Origin of the sequence: Planosporangium mesophilum, assembly GCF_016863255.1 — a bacterium.
In the GTDB taxonomy this organism is placed as follows: domain Bacteria; phylum Actinomycetota; class Actinomycetes; order Mycobacteriales; family Micromonosporaceae; genus Planosporangium; species Planosporangium mesophilum.
This window is the reverse complement of the sequence record NZ_BOON01000049.1, coordinates 24,805-48,367: the sequence shown is the minus strand read 5'-3', so window position 1 is coordinate 48,367 and position 23,563 is coordinate 24,805. Positions and strand designations below refer to the sequence as shown.

Sequence of the window (23,563 nt, the reverse complement as noted above, 5' to 3'; positions counted from 1 at the left end):
GCGTTCGCTGAGGCGCTGATCCAGGAGACGGTGCCGATCTAGGAGAAGTGGTCGCTCCCGGGGGTGTGTCGGGCCGCCACTTCTCCTAGATCGACGAGTTGGGATCGACGAGTTGGGTCCTACGCCCGCGTGCAGGCGGTCCCGTTGAGGGCGAAGTTGCTGGGCGCCGAGTTGGTTCCGCTGTATGTGCCCTGGAAGCCGAACGACACGCTGCCGTTCGGTGCGATGGACGCGTTGTAGCCGGCATTGGTCGCGGTCACCGCGGAGCCGCTCTGCGCGACGGTCGCGTTCCAGGCGCTGGTGACCTGCTGATTACCGGGGAACGAGAACGTCAGCCGCCAGCCGTTCACGGCACTGCTCGACGTGTTGGTGACGGAGACGTCGGCGGTGAAGCCGTTGTTCCAGCTGTTGGTCGTGTACGTCACCCGGCAGGCACCGCCGCCGCTCGGGGGAGGCGTGGTCGACGGCGGCGGCGTCGAACCCCCTCCACCACCGCCGTTGACGGTCGCGGAGAAGGAGTTGACGGCCAGGCCCACGCCGCCGACCCACGGCTCGAAGCCGGCCTGGATGCTCGTCAGGTACCAGGAGTTGGTGACGTTGCTGCGGGTCTTCGTGTCGTTGATGAAGTCGAGGACGCTGAAGCTCCAGCTCGTGATGGGTGACGGCGCGACGTACGAGACGACGTTGTTGGAGCCGTTGCTGCCGGTCCAGACCTCCCAGGTACGGCCGCCGATGGTGGCGCTACCGGTCCGGGAGCCCACCGGCTGGATGGAGCCCTGCCGGTTGAACCAGATCATGATCTCCTGCTGGTTCACGCCGTCCTTTTTGGGCGTCGGGTCCAGCCAGATGTCGTACGCGGCGTCGTAGGTGCCGCTGCTCGGGTACGAGAAGCTGATGCTGCTCGTCGCGCTGCTGATCTGGCTGACCTGTAGGGGCAGGTTGGTGCCGGGGGAGCAGTTGGTGTAGTGGCAGCCGTAGTAGATCGCCGGGTACGCGCCGGGCGCACCGTTGGTGGGTTTGTTGTGGCTTGCCGTGGTGATCGAGAACCCGCTGTTGGTCACGTTGATGCACTGTGTGGTGCTGTCGCCCCAGTTGTTGTTCATGACGACGTACCGGTTCGCCACTGTCGTCGAGCCGTACTGGTCGCAGATCTGGGTGTCGGCGCGCGCGGGGCCGGCGGTGGCGACGACGGCGATCGAGCCGGCGAGCAGCAGGCCGGCCGCGCCGACGGCGCGGAGTAGACGTTTCATGGTGCTCCTTGGTGGGCGTCCATGCAGTGGGCGTCCATGCAGTGGGCGGCCATGGAGTGGGCGTCCATGGAGTGCGGGGGAATTCCGGGAGCGCTCCCACCAAGAGGCTAAGACACATTTACATACATGAAAAGATGAGAGGAGCCTTTTCCGTTCGCTTCACCGGGGATGCGCGGCTCAGGGGGGCCTGTCGCGGAGGGATCTGTCGCTCAGGTCAGGAATTCACACCGGCGGCCTCGTGGGCATCGAGCACCCCGACGACCTGTGGGCCGACCTCGCCCAGGCCCTCGACGCGGTCGTCGGCAGTCAGGCGAGTGGGCGGCCAGGCCGGCGGTGACCGGCCCGACCGCCCACGACAGCCGGAGATACGTCAGAGCGTGGCGGCGACCAGTTCCGCGATCTGTACGGCGTTGAGAGCCGCGCCCTTGCGCAGGTTGTCGCTGGAGCAGAACAGCGCGAGCCCGTGCTCGACGGTCTCGTCGGCACGGATCCGACCGACGTAGGTCGGGTCCTGGCCGGCGGCCTGCAGCGGCGTCGGGATGTCGGACAGCACCACGCCGGGGGCGCCGTCGAGCAGGTCGCGGGCGCGCTGCGGGTTGATCGGGCGGGCGAACCGCGCGTTGATCTGCAGCGAGTGGCCGGTGAAGACGGGGACCCGCACGCAGGTACCGGAGACCTTCAGATCCGGGATCTCGAGGATCTTGCGGCTCTCGTTGCGGAGCTTCTTCTCTTCGTCGGTCTCGTCGGAGCCGTCGTCGACGACGGAGCCGGCCAGCGGCAGGACGTTGAACGCGATCGGCCGGGCGAACTTGCGCGGTGCGGGGAACTGCACGCCCGAGCCGTCGAAGGCCAGTTCGGTCGCCCGGTCGGCGACCTTGCGGGTCTGCTCGTCCAGCTCCGCGACGCCGGCGAGCCCGGCACCGGAGACCGCCTGGTACGTGGAGACAACGAGGCCGACCAGCCCGGCCTCGGCGTGCAGCGGCCGCAGGACCGGCATGGCGGCCATGGTCGTGCAGTTCGGGTTGGCGATGATGCCCTTGGGACGGACGGCCGCGGCCTGCGGGTTGACCTCGGACACCACCAGCGGTACGTCCGGATCCATCCGCCACGCCGAGGAGTTGTCGATCACCACGGCGCCGGCCGCGGCGACGCGGGGAGCCAGCTCCTTCGAGGTCGCCCCGCCGGCGGAGAACAGCACGATGTCGAGGCCCGAGTAGTCCGCCGTGGCGGCGTCCTCGACGGTCACCTGCCCGTCTTGCCAGGGCAGGGTCCGGCCGGCCGAGCGGGCGGAGGCGAACAGCCGCAGCTGCGTGGTCGGGAACTGCCGCTCCGCCAGGATCTGGCGCATGACGCCGCCTACCTGGCCGGTGGCTCCGACGATGCCGATTCTCATGCAGCGAGATTACCGAGGTCAGAGGCGGCCCGCAGGCGGTAATCCCGGCATATGGGTGCGACACCGACCACGGTGACGGAGTTCACCGAAGGGACGTCCTCACCGAAGGGACGTGCTCACCGAGGGGACCTGGTCACCGGGTGGAGACCCGACGGTACCGGGAGATCGCCATCGGTACGAAGAGGGCGAGGATGCCCACCGACCAGAGCAGCGCCAGCAGGACCGGGTGCGCGGCCGGGAAGCCGTCGCCCCGGGCGAGCCCCTGCGGCGCGTTGCCCCACAGATCGCGCAGGGCCAGCGCGATCGAACTGATCGGGTTCCAGTCGGCGACCGGCTGCAGCCAGCCGGGCAGCGTACTGGTGGAGATGAAGGCGTTGGACAGGAATGTCATCGGGAACAGCCAGATGAAGCCGGCCGACTGGGCCACCTCCACGCTGCGCGCGGCGAGTCCGATGACGGCGGCGATCCAGCTCATCGCGTACGCGAAGAGAAAGAGCACGCCGAACCCGGCGAGTGCACCCCAGGGGCCGGTGTGCACGCGCCAGCCGACCAGCAGCGCGCACGCGCCCATGACGAGCACGACCAGGAGGTTGTTGAGCAGGTCGGAGGTGGTCCTCCCGACGAGGACGGCGGCACGGGACATCGGCAGCGACCGGAACCGGTCGACGATGCCCTTGGTCAGGTCGTCGGCGAGCCCGATGGCGGTCAGCGACGAGCCGAAGGCGACGGTCTGGGTGAAGATTCCGGCCATCAGGTACTCCTTGTAGGCCACCCCCGTGCCCCTGATGGCGCCACCGAAGACGTACGTGAAGAGCAGCACGAACATGATCGGCTGGATCGTCGAGAAGATCAGCAGGTCCGGAATCCTCTTGATTTTGATCAGGTTGCGCTTCGTCACGATCCAGCCGTCGTGCAGCGCGCCCGCGACCTCACTCATCCGACGTCCCCGCTCATCCAACGTCCCCGCTCATCGCACTCCCTCACTCCTGTCGCCGCGCGACCGCCGCCCTCCCGCCGCGGCCGTACCCTCCGGAGCGTGCTCGCCCGACCCGGCCGCCTGGCCGGTGAGCTTGAGGAACACGTCGTCGAGGGTGGCCCGCCGGATGCCGATGTCCACCGGCTCGATCCCGGCGGCGTCCATCAGCCGGACGACGTCGAGCAGCACCCGGGTGCCGCCGGCCGGCGCGCTGACCCGCCGGGCCAGCGTGTCCACCTCGGGCACCTCGCCGCAGACCTTCTCCACCGCCACCCGTACGGTCTCCAGCTCCGCGTCGCGGGCGACGGTGACCTCCAGCCGCTCGACGGCGACCTGGCGCTTGAGCTCGGTGGCGGTACCCCGGGCGATCGCCCGCCCGTGGTCGATGACGACGATCTCGTCGGCGAGCCGGTCGGCCTCCTCCAGGTACTGCGTGGTGAGAAGCAGCGTCGAACCGGAGCGGACCCGCTCGTGGATGACCTCCCACATGCCGAGCCGGCTGCGCGGGTCCAGACCGGTGGTCGGCTCGTCGAGGAAGATGACGGGCGGCGAGGTGATCAGCGCACCGGCCAGGTCAAGGCGTCGCCGCATGCCACCGGAGTACGTCTTGACCGTACGTTTGGCCGCTTCGGCCAGGTCGAAACGCTCCAGCAACTCGTACGCGCGTTGCCGGGCCCGTGCCTTGCCGAGCTGGTAGAGCCGGCCGATCATCTCGAGGTTCTCGTACCCGGTCAGGTTGTCGTCGACCGCCGCGTACTGGCCGGACAGGCCGATGACCTTCCGGACCCGCTGCGGCTCGGCCAGCACGTCGATGCCGGCGACGCTGACCCGGCCCTCGTCCGGTCGCAGCAGTGTCGCCAGGATCCGTACGCATGTCGTCTTTCCGGCGCCGTTGGGGCCGAGCAGTCCGAGCACGGTGCCTTCTGTCACCCGCAGGTCGAGGTGGTCGAGCGCGCGCACGGTGCCGTAGGTCTTGACGAGCCCTTCCGCGACGATCGCGTCTGCCATGCCGCCAACGTACCGGTGGTATCGGAAAGTAGCAGCGCAATTTCGGACTGAAGTAGGCCGATGAGTACAGGATCAAATCGGCGCTACCCATATTAGAGTGTGGCCCCGAACACTATCGTCGACGACTCTGATCGAAGGTTCACTGTGGACACTGCGTCTGCTGGGAGTGTTGGGTAGCCGTGGGAGGTCGTCACGCTCGGGCCCACAGCCGGCCACGCCGCGAGGGCCGGTCGGCCCCCGGCGCACTGAGCATCGTCGCCGCCGCCGTCGCCGTACTCGTCGTTCTGACCGGAAGCTGGGGCGCCTACCGTGCGCTCACCAACCAGCTGTGCGGCCAAAAGATCAACCTGTCGCTTTCGGCCGCCCCCGAGATCGCGCCGGCCGTACGGGAGACCATGGCCAAGGCGGAAGGTGAACTGCGCTCGGGTGACAAGTGCGTGTCGGTCGAGGTCATCTCGGCCGATCCGGCCGATGTCGCGGCGGCGATCGCCAACCACCACGGGTCCTCGCTCGGCGGGCTGGGCCAGGCCAGCGTCAGGACGAAGGTCCCGGACGTGTGGATTCCGGACTCGTCGATGTGGCTGCAGCGGCTGCGCTCCGGCGGGCAGGACTGGGTGCCGGACGACGCCCAGTCGGTCGCGCGCAGCCCGGTCGTCCTGGCGATGCCGGAATCGGCGGCGACCGCGCTCGGCTGGCCGAACAAGAAGCTGACCTGGACCGACCTGTTTCCCCGCCTGATCTCCGACATCAGGGTGCGCAGCGGCGTGGTCGAGCCCACCCGGGACGCGGCCGGGCTGTCCGGCCTGCTGGCGCTGGTCAGCGCAGGCGAGGCGGTCGGGGGGTCGGCCGGCCGGCAGACGACCGTCGGGGCGTTGCGGGCGTTCGCCATCGGGCGCTCGGCGCTGCGGGAGGACCTGCTCGCGCGGTTCCCCCGCTCGACGGACGTCACGTCGGCCGCGCGGAGCCTCACCGCCGCGCCGCTGACCGAGCAGGCGGTCATCTCGTACAACAGCAAGCAGCCGCCGGTACCGCTGGCCGCGCTGTACGTGGACCCGGCGCCGGTGCCGCTGGACTACCCGTTCGCGGTCATGCCCGGTACGTCCGTGGACAAGGGGACCGCGGCCGGGGCGGTGCTCGCACTGCTCGCCGGCGACGCGTACCGCAACCGGCTCGCCGCCGTCGGGCTGCGCGGCGACGACGGCGGCGTGGGTGCCGGCTTCGCCGCGCCCAGGGGCGCCCCGTCGCTGACCGCGCCGACCGCCACCCCGCCCGACCCGGGTCGCATCGAGACCCTGCTCTCCACCTGGACCACGGTCACCTCGCCGGGCCGGATGCTCGCGGTCATCGACGTGTCCTCCTCGATGACCCAGCCGGTTCCCAGCGCCGGCGGCGCGACCAGGCAGCAGGTGACGATCGAGGCCGCGCTGCGCGGGCTGGCGCTGTTCGACGACACCTGGTCGGCCGGGCTGTGGATCTTCTCCACCCAGCTCGACGGCGCCAACGACTACCGTCAGCTGGTACCCATCGCTCCGCTGTCCGAGCAGCGCCAGCAGTTGCTCGCCGCGCTGGGCGAGGTCAAGTCGAAGCGGGACGGCGGCAACGGCCTGTACGACACGACGCTGGCGGCCTACAAGGCGGTACAGGCCGGCTGGGACCCGAGCCGGGTCAACTCCGTCGTGATCATGACGGACGGGATGAACGACGACCAGTCGGGCCTGTCCCTCGACCAACTGGTCGAGGAGCTGAGGAGGGTCGCGGACCCGGCCCGGCCGGTCCAGGTCATCGCGGTCGGCATCGGCAACGACGTCGTCGAGGGCGACCTGAAGCGCATCACCGATACGACCGGTGGCGGCACGTTCACCACGTCCGACCCCTCGAAGGTCGGTGACCTCTTCCTCAAGGCGATCGCCCTGCGGACCGGCGTACGGCGGTAGGCGCAGCGGAGGGGCGCTCCTCGTGCCCCTCCGCGCTACGGGTGATCGAGCGGCTCGGCCGGCAGGTCGAGACCGGTGAGGATCTGGTCGACGACCTGGGCCGGCGTGCCGTCCACCGATACGGTGAAGACGCCCTCGTCGGGCTCGGGCGGTTCCAGGTCGGCGAACTGGCTGTCGAGCATGCCGGGGGCGAAGAAGTGGCCGTGCCGCGCGACCATGCGGCTCTTGATCAGGTCGGGGCTGCCGGCCAGGAACACCGGGCGGACCCCGGGGCGGCCCTCGCGCAGCAGTTCGCGGTACGCCCGCTTGAGCCCGGACGAGGTGACGACGCCGGGTTCGTGCGCGGCGCGCCGCTCGTCGATCCAGCGCCCGATCGCCTCCAGCCACGGCTTGCGGTCGGCGTCGGTGAGCGGTTGGCCGGCGGCCATCTTCTCGATGTTGGCCTGCGGGTGGAAGTCGTCGGCCTCGGCGTACCGCCACCCGAGGCGGCCGGCGAGCATCGATCCCACGGTGGTCTTGCCGCTACCGGAGACCCCGGTGACCAGGACGACCGGAGGGTTCTCCGGTTCGCCGGGCTCGGTCGGCGTGCCGGTCGCGGAGTTCGGCCCGCCGGGCGATGTGTTCGGCATGCCGGGCAATGTATCTGCCATTCGGACACCACGCACAGGGGTAACTACCGACACATAGTCCGCTGTGAGGGAGGTATCGGATGTGAAGACCGTGGTCACGGTCGGGCCGGGGTAGCGTCGGCTCGGACGGGCGCAATACGAGGAACTCGACCGGGCTGAGGACGGAAGGGACGAGGCACCATGGCGGACAAGGCACAGATCGGTGTGACCGGCCTGGCGGTGATGGGCCGCAACCTGGCACGCAACCTGGCCAGGCACGGGCACGCGGTCGCCGTCCACAACCGGTCGCCGGAGCGGACCAAGGCGTTGGTCGAGGAGTTCGGCCACGAGGGTACGTTCCTGCCGGCCGATACCCCCGAGCAGTTCGTGGCCTCGCTGGAGCGGCCCCGGCGGGTGGTGATCATGGTCAAGGCCGGCGCACCGACCGACGCCGTGATCGAGGAGTTCGCCCCGCTGCTGGAGCCGGGCGACATGATCATCGACGCCGGCAACGCGCACTTCGCCGACACCCGGCGGCGCGAGGCGGCGCTGCGCGAGCGCGGCCTGCACTTCGTCGGTACCGGGGTCTCCGGTGGCGAGGAGGGCGCGCTGCACGGGCCGAGCATCATGCCCGGCGGGTCGCCCGAGTCGTACGAGGCGCTCGGGCCGCTGCTGGAGGACATCTCGGCGAAGGTCGACGGCACCCCCTGCTGCACCTACGTCGGCCCGGACGGCGCCGGTCACTTCGTCAAGATGGTCCACAACGGCATCGAGTACTCCGACATGCAGCTCATCGCGGAGGCGTACGAACTGCTACGGCACGCCGGCGGGATGGAGCCGGCGCAGATCGCCGAGGTGTTCCGCCGGTGGAACACCGGCCGGCTGGAGTCGTACCTGATCGAGATCACGGCCGAAGTGCTCGCGCACACCGACGCGGCGACCGGCAAGCCGTTCGTGGACGCGGTGGTCGACCAGGCCGAGCAGAAGGGCACCGGCCGGTGGACCGTACAGATCGCGCTCGACCTCGGCGTGCCGGTGAGCGGCATCGCGGAGGCGGTCTTCGCCCGGTCGCTGTCCGGCCACGCCGACCTGCGCGACGCCGCGCGTGACCTGCCCGGGCCGCGGCCCAGCAGGGTCGGCGACGTCGACGCGCTCGTCGAGGACGTCGAGCAGGCGCTGTACGCGTCGAAGATCGTCGCGTACGCGCAGGGCTTCAACCAGATCCAGGCCGGCAGCGCCGAGTACGGCTGGAACATCGACCCGGGCGCGATGGCGACCATCTGGCGCGGCGGCTGCATCATCCGCGCGCGGTTCCTCGACCGGATCCGGGCCGCCTACGACGCCGACCCCGACCTGCCCACACTGCTCGTCGACGACCACTTCCGGGACGCCGTCGCCGGCGCGCAGGACTCGTGGCGGCGGGTGGTCGCCACGGCGGCACAGTCGGGTATCCCGGTGCCGGGCTTCTCGACGGCGCTGGCCTACTACGACGGCCTGCGGGCGCAGCGGCTGCCGGCCGCGCTGGTACAGGGGCAGCGCGACTTCTTCGGTGCCCACACGTACCGCCGGGTGGACCGCAACGGGGCCTTCCACACGCTGTGGGGCGGTGACCGCAGCGAGGTGAGCGCGTAGGTCTGCGTGCGCCGCGCGCTGCACTCCAGGGCCCGCGCCACCGCGCACTCCAAAATCCTCGCAGTGTGGGCGAAACTGCTGCTGAGCGCTCGGTGACAGCAGCAGTTTCGCCCACACTGTTGCGAGCCTCTGCTGGACACCCGGCGTGGATCTTGACCCTTCACCCGAACCGGGTGATCCCATGTCATCCCCGGTGGGCGGGTAATTGCGCATGACCACCGCAGCGGAGCCGCGGACCGACGATCAGATCCAGCTCGACGTGATCGAGGAGTTGAACTGGGACGCCCGCGTCCAGCCCAACGAGATCGGCGTGGCGGTCAAGGACGGCATCGTGACGCTCATGGGGTGGGTGGACAACTACGCCAAGAAGTGGGTAGCCGAGCGCATCACCCACCACGTACGCGGGGTGCGGGCGGTCGCCAATGACATCGAGGTGCGCCTGCCCAGCTCCGCCGAGCGTACCGACGCCGACATCGCCGCGGCCGCGACGCACGCCCTGGAGTGGGACGCGTTCGTCCCGATCGAGAACCTCGAGGTGACCGTGTCGAAGGGCTGGGTCATCCTCCGCGGTGAGGTCGGGTGGGAGTACGAGCGACGGGCGGCCGAGCGCGCGGTGCGCCGGCTGGCCGGTGTCCGCGGCGTCACGAACCTGATCACCGTCCGGCCTCGGATCGCGTCCTCGCTGGAGGACCTCAAGCAGCGCATCGAGCACGCGCTGGTTCGCAGCGCCGCCACGGACGCCCAGCAGATCTCCGTGGAGGTGAAGGGCGATCAGGTCGTGCTGACCGGAACCGTGCGCTCCTGGGCGGAGCGGGAGGAGGCGGAGCGGGTCGCCTGGTCAGCCCCGGGCGTCACCCACGTGGACAACCGCATCGTGGTCACGCCCTGAGCCGGTCGCCCTGAGCCGGTCACGCTGAGGCCGGTCGCGCCCTGAGCCGTCACGCCCTGAGCCGTCACGCCCTGAGCCGTCACGCCCTGAGCCGTCACGCCCTGAGCCGGTCACGCCGAGGCACCGGGCAGCCGGTGGGGCTGACTGATCAGCTCAAGCTGGCCCGGTTGGCATCGTCGCTCGCCACTCTCGGCGGCGCACTGGGGGCCGCGGCGCAGAGCGACGAGGAGGTGCGGGAGGCCGCGTACGGTTACCAGCCCGACCGGGAACTGTCCGGCCACTGACCTGCCACTGCCGGATCCGCCGCCACGGTACCGAGCTATCTGGTCCATGAACGGCCGTTTTTGACGGCGGTGGCGGACCCTTCCGGGTACCGTCGATGCGCCCTTCGCCAGGGCGTTCGCCCTGGTTGCGCGATCCCGTGCGACGCCGCCGAAGGCCCGTTAACCTCCGTGTTTGTGAGCGGTAGAGGTGTGATGGCGGCCCTTGCGGGTGCGTTGCTGGTGTCGCCGGTTGCCACGCCGGCCCCGGGTACGAGCCCGTCCCCGGCGCCCCGTCCGTCGGCGAGCGCTCCGGGGTCGGCCGGTTCTCCGGCCCCGTCGGCGAGCGTCCCGATCGTGCCGGCGAACGCCACCCGGCCGCCGTTCGTGCCGTGCCCGACCCCGCCCACGCCCGTCGCGCGGCTGCCCCGCCCGACCCCGCCGCCGCGCGACGCGGCGCTGCCCACGATCGGCGGCGAGGGTCTGGCGACCGCGGGGCTGACGGTGCCGGCCGGCGCGCCGCCGCCACCAACGAACATCAGCGCCACCTCGTGGGTGGTGGCCGACCTCGACACCGGTGCCGTGCTCGGCGCCTGCGGCCCCCACGAGCTGAGCCCACCAGCCAGCGTGCAGAAGCTGCTGCTGGCGGCGGCGGTGCTGCCCAAGCTGGATCCCGCCCAGGTCATCGAGGTCACCGACGCCGACCTGGACTTCGAGCCAGGCAGTTCGGCCATGGGCCTGCTGGCCGGCGGCCACTACCGGATCGAGACGCTCTGGCTGGGGCTGATGCTGAACTCGGGCAACGACGCGGCCAACGTCCTCGCCAGGCTGGGTGGTGGCGACGACGGACTGGCGGGCGGCCTGCGGCTGATGAACGAGACGGCCCGTCACCTCGGTGCGCTGGACACGCACGCGGACACCCCGTCCGGTCTCGACGGGCCGAACCAGTTCACCAGCGCGTACGACCTGGCGCTGATCTCGCGCGCCGACTTCGCCCGCCCCGACTTCCGTACGTACACCTCGACCCAGGTGGCCTCCGTGCCGCCCCAGCCGCCGCAGGATCCCAAGGGTTTCGAGATGGGCAACGACAACCAGTTGCTCTACCAGTACCCGGGCGCCCTGGGCGGCAAGGTGGGCTTCACCGACCTGGCCCGCCACACCTACGTCGGCGCCGCGGAGCGCAACGGCCGGCGGCTGGTGGTGACGTTGCTCGGTGCGGAGACCGAGCCGGTCCGCGGCTGGCAGCAGGGCGCGGCGCTGCTCGACTGGGGCTTCTCGGTGCCCGCCGGGGCGGCGGTGGGCCGGTTGGTCGAGCCGGGGGAGACCGACCCCAAACCCAGCCCCAGTCATAGATCGGTACCGCCGGCGCTCCGCTCGGTGAGCGCCGTGCCGGTGGCGGCGGTACCGCGGTCGCGGCGACAGGCGATGAGCCGCTGGACGCCCCACAACGTGGGAAGCCTGGCCGTCGTCGTGGTCACCGTGCCGCTGGCGCTGGGGGTCCTGCTGTCCACCCTGCGGCGGAACCGTTCGAAGACCTGATCACGCGCCATCCGACACCGCCGCCGCGGCCCCGGGGCCGCGGCGGTCCGTGTCGCGGCGGCCGTGTCGCGGCGGCCGTGTCGCGGCGGTCCGTGTCGCGGCGGACCTGTCGCGACCGTGCGTGATCCAACGGCGTCGACCTTGTGACCAAGCCGCCACGGCCCCCCTACTAGAATTTTTCTCGCGTACACCGGTAGGGTCGCATCCGCTTCCCGGTTCTCGCGGCGTCCAATTTTCCCGTAACCGGGCTGACCGGTGGTCGTTGCCGGAATTGACGCTCAGGTGGGCCGCGCCCGCGTGGATCTGTGGAGAAGGATGACGCTGCAGTCGTTGACGAAGGACAGCGCGGCCGGGCACAGGCGGCAACGGGTCAGGACGTTCGTCATCCAGCCCCTTGTCGTCATATTGGCGTTGCTCATGTTCTGGTACGCCGGTACGGGCGCGTTCGTCTCGACCCGCGACGGCCTGAACATGCTCGACGGAACGAACCCCCAGGTCGACGCGCTGCGGCAGCGCAGCCAGTTCGAGCAGCTCCGTCGGGACCTCGCCGCGCAGGTGCCACCCGGCACCCGGATGTACCCCGAACTGCCGTGGGACCTGTGGCGGCACCGCCTGATCGAGTTCGGGATCATGGCCGGTGCGCGGATGGTCCCCGACCCCGGGCAGGCCCAGGTGCGGGTCAAGGTCGTCGAGGACCCGGCCGCGCCCAACGGCGTCCGGCTCGTCGTGACGCGGGTCGGGTGAGGCCGCGATGAGCGCGCTCTTCGCGGTCGTACTGGTAACCGTCGCCGGACTGCCGCTGGCCTTCGCCCTCACCCGCAGCGTCCCCTTCGCCGCCCTCTTCGCGCCGCTGGTGGCCGCTCTGGTCTTCACCGTGGCCACGATCGCGATGCTGATCGTCGGCGGTCCGTTGGTGCCGTGGCTGGTGGCTGCGTTGGTGGCGGAGGTCGCCTTGGCAGCCGTGCTGCTCCGGCGAGGGGGCGGCCGACTGCTCCACGGCTCGTGGGTCGACGCCGTCTGGCTGGTCGTACCGCTCGCGGTGCCCTGCGTGTTCTTCCTGGCTCAGCCCCTGAACTGGGACGCGCACTCCATCTGGTGGCTGCACGCCGCGTACTTCACCAAGGGCGCGGAGTTCTCGAGGTACACCATCGGCAACCCGCTCTGCCACGACCTGCAGTGCGACTACCCGCCGCTGCCCTCGGCCACCCAGGCCGCCGCGTGGAGCGTGCTCTCCGGCTACGACTACCGGGTGGCGCAGGCGCTGTCGACGGTGGTCACCCTCTCCGCGATCGTCATGCTCGGCCTCGCCGTGCGTACGGTGACCGACCGGGCGCCGGCCATCGTCTCCCGGCTGGCCGCCGTCGGCGTCATGGTGGCCGTGTGGGCCACCGCGCCCGCCACCATCACCGGCGGACAGGCCGACCCGGTGTGGTCGGCGGCGTTCGTGGCCGGCGCGGTGCTGCTGCTGTACGGCCGCGATCCGTGGCAGCGCCCAACCCTGCCGTTGCTGCTGTTGGCCGTCGCGGCGCTCAGTAAGAACGAGGGCTTCGTCCAGGTCGTCATGTTCGCCGCGCTGCTGACCCTGCGCGAACGCCGCAACCTCCGCAGGGCCTGGATGGTGTGGATCCCGGTGGCGGCCGGGGGCGTGTGGTCGGCGCTCGTACGGTCCCTCGGCGCCAGCACCGACCTGGTCAAGGGCGGCCATTTCCGGGGGCTGATCACCGGGGACCCGGCGGTGCTCGACCGGATCCCCCCGACCCTCGGCGCGATGTGGGACGTGATCGGGATGATCACGGTACTGTCCCTCGCCGTGGCCCTGCTCGGTGCGCTGTTCCTGCGGGGCCGGCGACGTGAGCTGGGCATGGGGTCGGACGCGTGGATGTGGCTGGTCGCGTTCGCCTACGCCGGCACGCTGGTCGTGACGTACGCGATCAGCATGCACGACCTGGAGTGGCACCTGGTGACGTCGCTGGGCCGCGTCACCATTCCGCTCGTACTGATGGCGTGCGCGAGCGCCGCCTGCTGGGCGGCGGTGGCCGTCGCCGGGGACGGCCACCGTGCCGTCGGCGACGACACCGCCGTTGACGACACCGCCGGCAGGCCCGCCCGCGCCGGGGAGCCCGAGCCCGACCACGAACCGCCCGTACGGGCCCGGAGCTAGGCAACTCACCGGGGACTTCGCGGCCAGGCGTAACAGCGGCACGCGGGGATCAGTCGCCGGCCGCGGACCAGCTCGACCAGCGCTCGACGTCGATCGCCACCACCGGCCCGCGGGGCGGGTTCTCCCGGTACTGCGGGTAGCGCGTGGCCAGCAGCGCGACGGCGTCGCGGGCCTCGGGTTCACCGGCGTCGAGGACCCGGCCGGTACCGTCGGCCCGCACCCACCACAGGCTGTCCCAGTCGTCGGAGTAGTGGTCCACGAGGACGGCGACGCGCGGGTTGGCCTGGATGTTGGCCAGCCGGCGTAGCGACGTGGAGCGCTTGGGCTTGGCGTCCACGGCGCTGTAGATCCGGTACCGTGCCCCGCCGGAGTCGGAGCCGTCGGCGGCCAGCGCGAAGACCATCGGTACGAGGTGCGGGCGACCGCCGGCGTCCGCGGTGGCGAGCCGGGCGACCCGGACCTCCGCGAACCGCCGGCGCGCCTCCTCGTCGTTCATCCGCCGGTGACCCGGTCAGCCGCCGGTGAACTGGACGATCGCGTCCTCCCACACGTCGAGGGACTGCTGTACCGGCCCGGCCGGGCCAGACGGCAGCCAGTGCAGCGCCCGCCGCACCCCGGCCCGCTCGAAGCGCTCGAGCACGCCGGGGTCGGGCGGTGCGGCCAGGATCTGTACCTCGATGTGCCGGTCCGCCCGCGAGCGCAGCTCGTTGATGCGGTCGAAGAGCGTGTCGTCGCCGCGCCAGTTCGGCATCCAGGCGTCGCCGAACGCGAGCACCCGGTCGAGCACGGTCGGCCCGTCACCGCCCACGAGGACCGGCGGATGCGGCCGCTGGGCCGGTTTGGGGTACGACCAGATCCGCTCGAAATTCACGTACTCGCCGGAGTAGCTCGCCTCGTCCTGCGTCCAGATCGCCTTCATCGCCTCGACCCGCTCGCGCAGGATCGCCATCCGCTTGCGCGGGTCGGTGCCGTGGTTGCTCATCTCCTCGCGGTTCCAGCCGGCGCCGACGCCGAACTCGAAGCGGCCGCCGGACAGGTGATCCACACTGGCCACCGCCTTGGCGGTGACGATCGGGTCGCGCTCGATGACCAGACAGATGCCGCTGCCGACGCGCAGCTTCGTGGTGGCCATCGCGGCCGCCGTCAACGCGACGAACAGGTCGTAGGAGTGCCAGTATTTTCTGGGCAGCGCGGTGCCCGGCGGGCCCTCGGGCCAGGGGCTTTCGCGACTCGCCGGGATGTGGGTGTGCTCGGCGAAGAGCAGCGCGTCCTGCCCGTGGTCCTCCAGCATCTGTGCCAGGGCGCCTGGGTTCATGCCGTCATGTGTCGGGAAATATCCGGCCCCGAAGTCCATTCCACCAAGTCTAGGGGCGCAACCTCCGGTCCGCTCGCCGTACCGCACGACGCGAGTACCGCGGCGCACGTGGGAGCCGTCGCCGGGGCCGAGTACGTCGCCGGGGCCGAGTACAACGCCGTGTCCGATGCGGTACGCGCCTTCGAGTTCGGCCTGCAGCGCGTGCTCGACGGGGTGGAGGCGCTGATCCGGGAGCGCTAGCGGGACTGGTTTGTGCGATGGCCTCGGGGTAGTCCCCGTCCATGGTCCACATCGCGGCCGAGGTCCTGGTGTCCCGCCTGGCCGAATGGGGTGTGGACACGGTGTACGGGCTGCCCGGCGACGGCGTCAACGGGGTCATGGAGGGGCTGCGCCGCAACGCCCACCGGGTGCGGTTCCTCCTGGTGCACCACGAGGAGGCGGCGGCGTTCATGGCGACCGCCCATGCCAAGGCCACCGGCAGGATCGGGGTCTGCCTCGCGACCAGCGGGCCCGGCGGCATCCACCTCGCGAACGGGCTGTACGACGCCAAGCTCGACCACGCGCCGGTCCTGGCGATCACCGGGATGCAGGAGAGCGCGGTACTGGGCACCGGCTACCAGCAGGAGGTACACCTCGACCAGCTGCTCGCCGACGTCAGCGTGTACAACCAGATGGTCGTCAACCCGGCGCAGCTGCCCGGGTTGGTCGACATCGCGGTCCGCACCGCGTACGCCCGCCAGGGACCGGCGCACCTGACGATCCCCATCGACATCCAGGTCGCCGAGGCGGGCGTCGACCCGTACCGGGAGGTGGCGCCGGCCGGTCCACCGGCGACCGCTCCGATCTACCTGGAGGCGCCGGTACGCCCGCGAGAGGCCGAGGTGGAGGCGGCCGCGGAGGTACTCAACGCCGGGCGGCGGCCGGCCATCCTCGTCGGGATCGGGGCGCGGGGAGCCGGCCCGCTCGTCGAGGCGGTAGCCGACGCGCTGGCAGCCCCGGTCATCAAGACCCTGCCGGGAAAGATGGTCCTGCCCGACGACTCGCCGTACGTCACCGGCGGCCTGGGGCTGCTCGGCACGGCGCCGAGCGAGGAACTGGTCGAGAACGCCGACACCGTGCTGATGCTCGGCACGAACTTCCCGTACACGAAGCATCTGCCGGCGCCCGGGGCGGTGAAGGTGGTCCAGGTGGAGATCGACCCGGCCCGCGCCGGGCTGCGCCTGCCCACCCAGGTGCCGCTCATCGGCGACGTCGCGGCCACCCTCGAGGCGCTGCTGCCGCGGCTGGACCGCCGCGCCGACCGCTCGCACCTGGAGCACTACCAGCAGCGGGTGCGCGAGTGGAACGACAAGATCGCCGCCCTGGAGTCACCGGCCCGCGTACCCATCGCCCCGCAGTACCTGGTCCGCCAGCTCGACCGGCAGGCGACCGACGACGCCGTGCTCACCTGCGACACCGGTACGGTCACGACGTGGGCCGCCCGGCACTGGCACATCCACGGCCGGCGCGAGTTCTACGTGTCGGGAACCCTCGCCACGATGGCCAGCGGCCTGCCGTACGCGCTCGCGATCCAGCACGCCAACCCTGGCCGCCAGGTCATCTGCTACACCGGCGACGGCGGCTTCGCGATGCTGATGGCCGAGTTCCACACCGCCGCCCGGTACGGCCTGCCGGTCAAGGTCGTCATCAACAACAACAACTCGCTCGGCCAGATCCTGTGGGAGCAGATGGTGCTCGGCTTCCCCGAGCACGGGGTGCGCTTCGGGGATCCGGTGCCCGACTACGCGGCCTGGGCACGCGGCTGCGGTGGATTCGGCGTACACGTCGACAAACCGTCCCAGGTGGTCGAGGCCCTGGGTGAGGCGTTCGCCCACCCCGGGCCGGCGCTGGTCGACGTCGAGGTGGACCCGAACGAGCCGCCCATGCCGGGCAAGGTCACCTACGAGCAGGCGAGGCGGTTCGTCCAGGCCTGGCTGCGCGAACCCAACCGGGCCGCCATCGCCACCACCCTGTTCCACGACCGGATCCAGCAGCTCAAGGCGTGAGCCGAGCCCGGCGTGTACCGTGCCGCGACGGACTCATCAGCGTCGAACCGGGCGCCGTCGTGGTCCGCGCTCCCGAACTGTTGGCCCGGCGTGCATCCTCCGACCGTATGACGCCTTCACCCAGTCGTCGCTGACCTGCAACTTTATCGTTGCCTCGCGGGCACGCTTTGCGCCTAGCCGGTTCCGGGGCTGATGTACAAGGATCGGTGATCAAATGCCGGTCCAGGTCTGGTCCGGTGCGAAGGAGGAACCGTGCAAAGCTTGGTTGCCCGTGGGGCGGCCTTACTGGCAGCGTCCACACTCGCCGTGGGCGTCGCCGCATGTGCACCCCCGCCGAAGTCGAGCTCCGGATCGAGCGACGCGGCCAAGGCCGCCAGCGCCGCCGACCTGGGCGGCATGGACAAGCTCGTCGCCGCGGCCAAGAAGGAGGGGCAGCTCAACGTCATCGCGCTGCCGCCGGACTGGGCCAACTACGGCGAGGTCATCAAGGCCTTCGGTGAGAAGTACGGCATCAAGGTCAATTCCGCCCAGCCGGACGCGTCCAGTCAGGACGAGATCAACGCGGCCACCCAGCTCAAGGGCCAGGACAAGGCTCCTGACGTCTTCGACCTGGGCAGCGCGGTGGCGACCGCCAATGTCGCGAAGTTCGCCCCGTACAAGGTGGCGACGTGGGGCGAGATCCCGGACGCGCTGAAGGACGCCAACGGTCAGTGGGTCAACGACTACGGCGGCTACATGTCGATCGGGTACGACGCGTCGAAGGTACCCGCGCCGCAGACCGTCGCCGACCTGCTCAAGCCGGAGTACAAGGGCAAGGTGGCGCTCAACGGCGACCCGACGCAGGCCGGTGCGGCGTTCAGCGGCGTCGCCATGGCGGCGCTCGGCAACGGTGGCTCCGCCGACGACATCTCGAAGGGTGTCAGCTTCTTCTCCGAGTTGAAGAAGGCCGGCAACTTCCTGCCGGTGGACCCGACCCCCACCACGATCGAGTCCGGCCAGACGCCGGTCGTCATCGACTGGGACTACCTCAACGTCGGCCAGGGCACCAAGCTCAAGGGCAAGATGGACTGGAAGACGGTCGTGCCGGCCAACGCGGTCCTCGGCTCGTACTACGTGCAGGCCATCAACGCCGACGCGCCGCACCCGGCCGCGGCCCGGCTGTGGCAGGAGTTCCTGTACTCCGACGAGGGCCAGAACCTGTGGCTCAAGGGCGGTGCGCGCCCGGTGCGGGCCGACGCCATGGAGAAGGCGGGCACCATCGACAAGGCCGCCTACGAGATGCTGCCGAAGACCACCGGTACCCCGGTGTTCCTGACCGAGGACCAGACCAAGAAGGCCAAGGACCACCTGGCCGCCAACTGGGCCAAGGCCATCGGCTGACCGTGGCTGCCGTCGTTACACGTCCGGCTGAGCCGGCCTCGGACAACCGAGGCCGGCTCAGCCGCGTCCTGACTCGTGGTCGTAGCCTGCTCGGCGTCGTCCCGTTCTTCGCGTTCGTCGCGGTGTTCCTGGCCGTCCCCACCCTCGAGGTGACGATCGGCGCGTTCACCGGCGACGACGGACAGCCGACGCTCTCCAACGTGGGCGCGCTGATGAACGGGTACATCGTCGACGCGTTCATCAGCAGCATCCTGCTGTCGGCGGTCACCGCCGTGCTCGGCGCGGTGTTCGGCGCTCTGCTCGCCTACGTTCTGGTCACCGCGAAGGAGGGCGGCCTGCTGCGCCGCGTCGTCACCGCCGCGTCCGGGGTACTTGCCCAGTTCGGTGGCGTCACTCTGGCGTTCGCGTTCATGGCCACGATCGGCCTGCCCGGCTTCGTGACCCTCTTCCTGCGGGACAACTTCGGCATCAACATCTACTCGGGCGGTGTCTGGCTGTACGAAATGCCCGGCCTGGTGCTGGTGTACACGTACTTCCAGATCCCACTCATGGTGATCGTGTTCCTGCCGGCGCTGGACGGGGTCCGGCCGCAGTGGAGGGAGGCCACCGAGAGCCTGGGTGGCTCGACCTGGCAGTACTGGCGGCGGGTCGCCGGGCCGCTGCTGGCCCCGGCGTTCCTGGGCTCGACGCTGCTGCTGTTCGCCAACGCGTTCTCGGCGTACGCGACCGCGGCGGCGCTGGTCAGCCAGGGCAGCCCGATCGTGCCGCTGCAGATCCGGTCCGCCCTCACCAGCGAGGTCGTCCTGGGCCAGCAGAACCTGGGTAAGGCCATGGCGCTCGGCATGGTCGTGGTCGTGGCCGTGGTCATGTGGCTGTACGCGCTGCTGCAGAGGAGGACGGCGAAATGGCTGGGCTAGCGACGGGCGGCTTGCCGCCCCGGCGCCAGGGGCTGATGCGCCGCAGAGCCCGACGGCAGCGGGCGTTCCGCTGGGTCGTCGTCACCGTGCTCGGGGTGTTCTTCCTGCTGCCGTTGCTGGCGATGCTGGAGTTCACGACCCGCGGTGCGGGCGGCAGGCTGTCGTTCGACACCTGGCGGCTGCTGTTCGACTGGGGGCGGCTGCGTGCGACCTACCCCGACCTGTCGGTCGGCATCACCGACTCCGCCGGGCTGGTCGTGCTCACCGTGCTGCTCATGCTGGTGCTGCTGGTGCCGACCGTGATCTGGGTACGGCTGCGGCTGCCCCGGCTGCGCCGGGTGGTGGAGTTCATCTGCCTGCTGCCGCTGACGATCCCGGCGATCGTGCTCGTGGTCGGCCTCGCCCCGGTGTACGCCTGGGTCACCTACTTCCTGGGCGGCTCGTCGCTCACGCTCACGTTCGCGTACACGATCCTCGTGCTCCCGTACGCGTACCGGGCCATCGACGCCGGGCTGTCCTCGATCGACGTCCGTACCCTCGCCGAGGCGGCGCGCGGGCTGGGGGCCGGGTGGGGCACCGTGATGTGGCGGGTGGTCCTGCCCAACATCCGGTCGGCGGTGATGAGCGCCGCGTTCCTCACGGTCGCCCTGGTCCTGGGCGAGTTCACCATCGCGTCCCTGCTCAACCGCAGCAACCTGCAGGTCGCCATCAACCTGCTCGGCAAGAGCAGCGCCGGCATGTCGGTGGCCGTCTCGCTGGCGGCGCTCGTGCTCGCGTTCGTACTGCTGATGCTGTTGTCCCTGGTCGGCGGCCGTCGCCGGGGCATCCCGAAGGAGAACAACTCGTGACCGGGTCCATCGAAATGGCCGCGACGGCCCGTGGCGACCAGCGTGGCGTGGCGGTACGCCTCGACGGGCTGCGCCGCCGGTTCGGCGCCGTACAGGCGCTCGACGGGCTCGACCTCGACCTCGCGCCGGGCGAACTGGTGGCTCTCCTGGGACCCTCGGGCTGCGGCAAGACCACGGCGCTGCGGGTGCTCGCCGGGCTGGAGGAGACCGACTCCGGCCGGGTACTGGTCGACGGGCGGGACATCACCACCACCCCGGCCAACCGCCGGGACATGGGCATGGTGTTCCAGGCGTACAGCCTGTTCCCGCACCTCACCGCCCAGGAGAACGTCGAGTTCGGGCTGCGGCTGCGCAAGCGGGCGGCGGGGGAGCGGCGCCGGCGCGCGGCCGAGATGCTGGAGCTCGTCGGCATCGGCGCACACGCCGGCCGGTACCCGCACCAGCTCTCCGGCGGCCAGCAGCAGCGGGTCGCGCTGGCCCGGGCGCTCGCGATCGAGCCGCAGGTCCTGCTGCTCGACGAGCCGCTGTCGGCGCTCGACGCGAAGGTGCGGGTACAGCTCCGCGACGAGATCCGCCGCATCCAGGTCGAGGTCGGCACCACCACCCTGTTCGTCACGCACGACCAGGAGGAGGCGCTCGCGGTGGCCGACCGGGTCGGCGTGATGCGCGACGGGCGGCTGGAGCAGGTCGGGCCGCCGGCCGACATCTACCTGCGCCCGGCGACCCCGTTCGTGGCCGACTTCGTGGGGCTGAGCAACCGGCTTCCGGGGCGCGTCGTGACCGGCGCGGTCGAGGTGCTCGGCAGCCGGCTGCCGCTGGTCGACCCGGTGGGCGCCCCGAAGGACGCTGCCGACGTGACCGCGCTCGTACGCCCCGAGGCCGTCGACGTGGCGGCGGACCCCGACGGTACCGGCCGGGTGCTCGCGGTGAGCTTCCTCGGGCCGACCAGCCGGGTCACCGTGGAGCTACCCGACGACGTCCTGGTCGTGGCGCAGGTCGCGAGCGCCCGGCTGGCCGAGTTGGCGTCGGGCACGGCGGTACGGGTGGAGCTGCATCCGGTACCGACCGCCCTGGCCTGACCCGGTCAGCTGGCACGGACGCTGTTGCGGTCCTGGGCGTTGTAGACGTTGCTCCGGTACCAGCGGCGTCCGTGCCAGCGCTGGTAGTTCCAGGCCAGCGTCGCCATCGGGCCCCGGGGGTGCAGCCAGAAACCGGCCGGGGGTTCGAGGGACGGCTGCTTGCGGCCGAGGGTGAGGTCGGCCAGGACGATGCCCTCACCGTCCCGCCAGCTCCGCTCCGCGAGCACGGTGCCGTCGGCGTCGGTGATGAGCGTCGCGCCCTCGAAGTGGCCCCGGTAGCGCACCGGCATCCACGGCATCCCGCACTCCAGGGCGCCGGCGTGCCCGGCGTGCACCACCGGCGCGCCGACGTAGCGCGCGAAGGTCGCCGCGGCGGTCCGCGCGGTGGCCTCGTTGTCGCGCTCCCACCGGCGGAACACCGAACCCGGGACCCACTGCGGTACCGACCACCAGCCGGCCCCGGCCATCACCAGGTCGACCCGCTCGCGCATGCGGCGGGCGGTCTGGGTCCGCATCAGCTCCCAGCAGACGGCGGCGCCGACCGTGTGTGAGCCGGCGTCGATCACGCCGTCGTCGTCGCCCCCGACGTAGAACGCGTTCTCCCACATCGTCGGCAGGTCCTTGTCGTGGGTGCCGATGACGCCGTCCGGCCCCGCGAGCAGGTACTTGTTGCGGACGTGCCCGTCGGGGTCCGCGCACATGAACGAGCCGCCGACCATCGCCTCGTACCTCGCGGCCAGGGAGGTCAGCAGTACCGTCGCCGCGCCGTCGACCGGCAGCGCGGTGTGGGCCAGCCGCTCGTCGAAGCCGATGCCCGTGGTGAAGAACTCGGGCAGGGCGATGATTTTCGCGCCCGCCTCGCCGGCGCGGGTGGCGAGGCGCTCGCACGCCGCCAGGTTGGCGTCCACATCGGCGAGAACCGCTTCGAGCTGTACGGCAGCGACTGTGACCATGGCGCACATACTTGACAAAGTTGCGGCATTTGTAAAGCCTTCTCCTCCGCGGAAAACGCTCCGTGATCACGCAGGGAGTCGTATCGGTCACTCCGACTGTGGACACGGCGCGTGTCCCAGTCGATACTTCGGCCGAGGGCATCGAAGCCCGCGCCTATCGGAGAGGACCGTTTCGGTGGGCTACTACCGCGAGGGGCAGAAGGTCAAGGTGGCGGTCACGTCGATTCAGCGGAGTACCGGGGCGGCGTGGCACGGCGACGTGGGTGAAATCGTGGCGAAGACCGGGGACGGTTACCGGGTCCGGTTCGGGGACGGGTTCGTGGCCGACACCGTCAAGGACCACGAGATCAAGGAAGCGTGACGGGAGTGCACCGGCCCTCGATGAGGTGGCCGGAGCGTGGCCGGAAGCCGGTCAAGATCGAACCGCCAGGGCGGGGCGTTTAGGGCGGACCGGTGGTGGAAGAGCCACATCATGTCGGCGCATCTCGCGCGCCGCGTTCTCGCCGAACTGATCGGAACCGCGCTGCTCGTGTTCTTCGGCGCTGGTTCGGTGGTCGCGGCCATCATCGCTGGAGACGGCAGGCTCGACTACGCCGGACTGGGCGTGATCGGCCTGTCCTTCGGGCTGGTCATCGCGATCGTGTGGTACGCCTTCAGCAGGACGTCCGGCGCGCACATCAACCCGGCAGTGAGCATCGCGCTGGCGTCGGTCCGGCGGTTCCCGTGGCGGGACGTGCCGGCGTACGTCGTGGCGCAGCTCGTCGGCGCAGTGCTGGGCGCCCTGCTCATCGTCGCGGTGTACGGCCGGCGCGCGACCGAGATCGGTGGCCTGGGGCTGACCGCGATGAGCCCGGGCGCCGGCTACGTCAAGGGAGTGGTCGCGGAGGCGCTGGGCACCTTCCTGCTGCTCCTGGCGTACCTGTCGCTCGCGGTCGACCGCCGGGCCCCGCCGGGGTCGGCCGGGCCGGCCGGCTTTGTCATCGGGTTCGCGGTGAGCGCCGGGATGTTCGTCCTCGGCCCGATCACCGGCGGGTCGCTCAACCCGGCCCGCACGTTCGGCCCGTACGTGGTGAACTCCCTGTTCGACGGGCTCACCCCGTGGCGCGAGTTCTGGGTCTACGTCGTCGGGCCGGTGCTCGGAGGCGTCCTCGCGGCGCTCGGGTACGTCGTGGTGGCCCGGCGGGTCCGTGAGGTACCCGAGGAGGCCCCGGAGGGCGCCGAGGGAGCCGAGGGCGCGAGCGAGGGCCGCCAGGTTCCGCCGGAGGACCGCCCCGATCGCGACGGCCCCGATCGCGACAGCTCCGACCGCGACAGCCCTGTGGAGCACCCGCGCGGCGACGACGGCAGAGGATGAGAGAACCGCACCCTCTCCACCT

Annotated in this window: 23 protein-coding genes; 15 read left to right on the top strand and 8 right to left on the bottom strand. The window is 70.9% G+C overall.

What is annotated here, in order from left to right; genetic code table 11:
• Nucleotides 1-119 precede the first annotated feature (119 nt).
• The 4 genes from Pme01_RS24230 to Pme01_RS24215 all read right to left on the bottom strand — a co-directional run bounded on the left by Pme01_RS24230 (nucleotide 120) and on the right by Pme01_RS24215 (nucleotide 4,627).
• A complete protein-coding gene (locus Pme01_RS24230) occupies nucleotides 120-1,250 on the bottom strand; it encodes a glycoside hydrolase family 12 protein (RefSeq protein ID WP_168113304.1) in 1,131 nt (376 codons plus the stop codon).
• A gap of 370 nt (nucleotides 1,251-1,620) precedes the next feature.
• Nucleotides 1,621-2,643, bottom strand: coding sequence for an aspartate-semialdehyde dehydrogenase (locus Pme01_RS24225; RefSeq protein WP_168113305.1), 1,023 nt, complete (start codon nucleotides 2,641-2,643; stop codon nucleotides 1,621-1,623).
• A 133-nt stretch (nucleotides 2,644-2,776) separates the two neighbouring features.
• Complete coding sequence (locus Pme01_RS24220; protein WP_168113306.1) at nucleotides 2,777-3,580, bottom strand: ABC transporter permease; 804 nt, start codon at nucleotides 3,578-3,580, stop codon at nucleotides 2,777-2,779.
• A gap of 30 nt (nucleotides 3,581-3,610) precedes the next feature.
• Entirely contained in the window at nucleotides 3,611-4,627 is a 1,017-nt protein-coding gene (locus tag Pme01_RS24215; protein ID WP_168113307.1) for an ATP-binding cassette domain-containing protein, read from the bottom strand.
• Nucleotides 4,628-4,872: 245 nt separating this feature from the next.
• On the opposite strand from Pme01_RS24215, the gene Pme01_RS24210 reads away from it, so the two are divergent.
• A complete protein-coding gene (locus tag Pme01_RS24210) occupies nucleotides 4,873-6,561 on the top strand; it encodes a substrate-binding domain-containing protein (protein WP_168113466.1) in 1,689 nt (562 codons plus the stop codon).
• Nucleotides 6,562-6,596: 35 nt separating this feature from the next.
• Here the strand turns inward: Pme01_RS24210 and Pme01_RS24205 are convergent, their stop codons facing one another.
• Nucleotides 6,597-7,190, bottom strand: a complete 594-nt coding sequence (locus Pme01_RS24205) for a gluconokinase (protein ID WP_168113308.1) — start codon at nucleotides 7,188-7,190, stop codon at nucleotides 6,597-6,599.
• A gap of 180 nt (nucleotides 7,191-7,370) precedes the next feature.
• On the opposite strand from Pme01_RS24205, the gene gnd reads away from it, so the two are divergent.
• The 6 genes from gnd to Pme01_RS24175 all read left to right on the top strand — a co-directional run bounded on the left by gnd (nucleotide 7,371) and on the right by Pme01_RS24175 (nucleotide 13,650).
• Entirely contained in the window at nucleotides 7,371-8,801 is a 1,431-nt protein-coding gene (gnd, locus tag Pme01_RS24200; RefSeq protein WP_168113309.1) for an NADP-dependent phosphogluconate dehydrogenase, read from the top strand.
• A gap of 211 nt (nucleotides 8,802-9,012) precedes the next feature.
• Nucleotides 9,013-9,690, top strand: coding sequence for a BON domain-containing protein (locus Pme01_RS24195; protein ID WP_168113310.1), 678 nt, complete (start codon nucleotides 9,013-9,015; stop codon nucleotides 9,688-9,690).
• Nucleotides 9,691-9,824: 134 nt separating this feature from the next.
• Nucleotides 9,825-9,974 carry a hypothetical protein gene (locus tag Pme01_RS24190; protein ID WP_168113311.1) on the top strand — a complete coding sequence of 50 codons (150 nt, stop codon included), beginning with the start codon at nucleotides 9,825-9,827 and terminating at the stop codon, nucleotides 9,972-9,974.
• Nucleotides 9,975-10,166: 192 nt separating this feature from the next.
• Nucleotides 10,167-11,489, top strand: coding sequence for a D-alanyl-D-alanine carboxypeptidase family protein (locus Pme01_RS24185; protein ID WP_168113467.1), 1,323 nt, complete (start codon nucleotides 10,167-10,169; stop codon nucleotides 11,487-11,489).
• Between the two features lie 315 nt (nucleotides 11,490-11,804).
• Nucleotides 11,805-12,233 carry a hypothetical protein gene (locus Pme01_RS24180; RefSeq protein ID WP_168113312.1) on the top strand — a complete coding sequence of 143 codons (429 nt, stop codon included), beginning with the start codon at nucleotides 11,805-11,807 and terminating at the stop codon, nucleotides 12,231-12,233.
• A 7-nt stretch (nucleotides 12,234-12,240) separates the two neighbouring features.
• Nucleotides 12,241-13,650 carry a hypothetical protein gene (locus tag Pme01_RS24175; protein WP_168113313.1) on the top strand — a complete coding sequence of 470 codons (1,410 nt, stop codon included), beginning with the start codon at nucleotides 12,241-12,243 and terminating at the stop codon, nucleotides 13,648-13,650.
• 49 nt (nucleotides 13,651-13,699) lie between these two features.
• Here Pme01_RS24175 and Pme01_RS24170 read toward each other — a convergent pair whose 3' ends face one another.
• Nucleotides 13,700-14,146 (bottom strand): TIGR03668 family PPOX class F420-dependent oxidoreductase, encoded by a 447-nt coding sequence (locus Pme01_RS24170; RefSeq protein ID WP_168113314.1) that lies wholly within the window; start codon nucleotides 14,144-14,146, stop codon nucleotides 13,700-13,702.
• 15 nt (nucleotides 14,147-14,161) lie between these two features.
• Nucleotides 14,162-14,965 (bottom strand): LLM class F420-dependent oxidoreductase, encoded by an 804-nt coding sequence (locus Pme01_RS24165; protein ID WP_239088431.1) that lies wholly within the window; start codon nucleotides 14,963-14,965, stop codon nucleotides 14,162-14,164.
• A gap of 108 nt (nucleotides 14,966-15,073) precedes the next feature.
• Here Pme01_RS24165 and Pme01_RS31580 point away from each other — a divergent pair, with 108 nt between their 5' ends.
• The 6 genes from Pme01_RS31580 to Pme01_RS24140 all read left to right on the top strand — a co-directional run bounded on the left by Pme01_RS31580 (nucleotide 15,074) and on the right by Pme01_RS24140 (nucleotide 21,234).
• Nucleotides 15,074-15,205: a hypothetical protein gene (locus Pme01_RS31580; RefSeq protein WP_275408566.1), complete on the top strand. Its 132-nt coding sequence runs from the start codon at nucleotides 15,074-15,076 to the stop codon at nucleotides 15,203-15,205.
• Nucleotides 15,206-15,246: 41 nt separating this feature from the next.
• Nucleotides 15,247-17,010: a thiamine pyrophosphate-dependent enzyme gene (locus Pme01_RS24160; protein ID WP_168113316.1), complete on the top strand. Its 1,764-nt coding sequence runs from the start codon at nucleotides 15,247-15,249 to the stop codon at nucleotides 17,008-17,010.
• A 252-nt stretch (nucleotides 17,011-17,262) separates the two neighbouring features.
• Nucleotides 17,263-18,390, top strand: a complete 1,128-nt coding sequence (locus Pme01_RS24155) for an ABC transporter substrate-binding protein (RefSeq protein WP_239088430.1) — start codon at nucleotides 17,263-17,265, stop codon at nucleotides 18,388-18,390.
• A gap of 2 nt (nucleotides 18,391-18,392) precedes the next feature.
• Nucleotides 18,393-19,307 (top strand): ABC transporter permease, encoded by a 915-nt coding sequence (locus tag Pme01_RS24150; RefSeq protein WP_239088429.1) that lies wholly within the window; start codon nucleotides 18,393-18,395, stop codon nucleotides 19,305-19,307.
• Nucleotides 19,295-20,155 (top strand): ABC transporter permease, encoded by an 861-nt coding sequence (locus Pme01_RS24145; RefSeq protein ID WP_239088428.1) that lies wholly within the window; start codon nucleotides 19,295-19,297, stop codon nucleotides 20,153-20,155. Before Pme01_RS24150 ends, Pme01_RS24145 begins: the two co-directional genes overlap by 13 nt.
• Nucleotides 20,152-21,234: an ABC transporter ATP-binding protein gene (locus Pme01_RS24140; protein WP_239088427.1), complete on the top strand. Its 1,083-nt coding sequence runs from the start codon at nucleotides 20,152-20,154 to the stop codon at nucleotides 21,232-21,234. Before Pme01_RS24145 ends, Pme01_RS24140 begins: the two co-directional genes overlap by 4 nt.
• Nucleotides 21,235-21,239: 5 nt before the next feature.
• Here Pme01_RS24140 and Pme01_RS24135 read toward each other — a convergent pair whose 3' ends face one another.
• A complete protein-coding gene (locus tag Pme01_RS24135; protein WP_168113317.1) occupies nucleotides 21,240-22,187 on the bottom strand; it encodes a carbon-nitrogen hydrolase family protein in 948 nt (315 codons plus the stop codon).
• A 175-nt stretch (nucleotides 22,188-22,362) separates the two neighbouring features.
• On the opposite strand from Pme01_RS24135, the gene Pme01_RS24130 reads away from it, so the two are divergent.
• Complete coding sequence (locus tag Pme01_RS24130; protein ID WP_168113318.1) at nucleotides 22,363-22,548, top strand: hypothetical protein; 186 nt, start codon at nucleotides 22,363-22,365, stop codon at nucleotides 22,546-22,548.
• Nucleotides 22,549-22,659: 111 nt separating this feature from the next.
• Nucleotides 22,660-23,541 (top strand): MIP/aquaporin family protein, encoded by an 882-nt coding sequence (locus Pme01_RS24125; RefSeq protein WP_168113319.1) that lies wholly within the window; start codon nucleotides 22,660-22,662, stop codon nucleotides 23,539-23,541.
• Nucleotides 23,542-23,563: the final 22 nt, after the last annotated feature.

Bases quoted from the DNA above. Each gene is read 5' to 3' on its own strand.
- Pme01_RS24175 (WP_168113313.1), top strand. From the start codon at position 12,241: ATGAGCGCGCTCTTCGCGGTCGTACTGGTAACCGTCGCCGGACTGCCG.
- Pme01_RS24180 (WP_168113312.1), top strand. From the start codon at position 11,805: ATGACGCTGCAGTCGTTGACGAAGGACAGCGCGGCCGGGCACAGGCGG.
- Pme01_RS24195 (WP_168113310.1), top strand. From the start codon at position 9,013: ATGACCACCGCAGCGGAGCCGCGGACCGACGATCAGATCCAGCTCGAC.
- Pme01_RS24205 (WP_168113308.1), bottom strand. From the start codon at position 7,190: ATGCCGAACACATCGCCCGGCGGGCCGAACTCCGCGACCGGCACGCCG.
- Pme01_RS24145 (WP_239088428.1), top strand. From the start codon at position 19,295: ATGGCTGGGCTAGCGACGGGCGGCTTGCCGCCCCGGCGCCAGGGGCTG.
- Pme01_RS24125 (WP_168113319.1), top strand. From the start codon at position 22,660: ATGTCGGCGCATCTCGCGCGCCGCGTTCTCGCCGAACTGATCGGAACC.
- Pme01_RS24170 (WP_168113314.1), bottom strand. From the start codon at position 14,146: ATGAACGACGAGGAGGCGCGCCGGCGGTTCGCGGAGGTCCGGGTCGCC.
- Pme01_RS24135 (WP_168113317.1), bottom strand. From the start codon at position 22,187: ATGGTCACAGTCGCTGCCGTACAGCTCGAAGCGGTTCTCGCCGATGTG.
- Pme01_RS24215 (WP_168113307.1), bottom strand. From the start codon at position 4,627: ATGGCAGACGCGATCGTCGCGGAAGGGCTCGTCAAGACCTACGGCACC.
- Pme01_RS24225 (WP_168113305.1), bottom strand. From the start codon at position 2,643: ATGAGAATCGGCATCGTCGGAGCCACCGGCCAGGTAGGCGGCGTCATG.
- Pme01_RS24230 (WP_168113304.1), bottom strand. From the start codon at position 1,250: ATGAAACGTCTACTCCGCGCCGTCGGCGCGGCCGGCCTGCTGCTCGCC.
- Pme01_RS24160 (WP_168113316.1), top strand. From the start codon at position 15,247: ATGGTCCACATCGCGGCCGAGGTCCTGGTGTCCCGCCTGGCCGAATGG.
- gnd (WP_168113309.1), top strand. From the start codon at position 7,371: ATGGCGGACAAGGCACAGATCGGTGTGACCGGCCTGGCGGTGATGGGC.
- Pme01_RS24165 (WP_239088431.1), bottom strand. From the start codon at position 14,965: ATGAACCCAGGCGCCCTGGCACAGATGCTGGAGGACCACGGGCAGGAC.
- Pme01_RS24220 (WP_168113306.1), bottom strand. From the start codon at position 3,580: ATGAGTGAGGTCGCGGGCGCGCTGCACGACGGCTGGATCGTGACGAAG.
- Pme01_RS24185 (WP_168113467.1), top strand. From the start codon at position 10,167: ATGGCGGCCCTTGCGGGTGCGTTGCTGGTGTCGCCGGTTGCCACGCCG.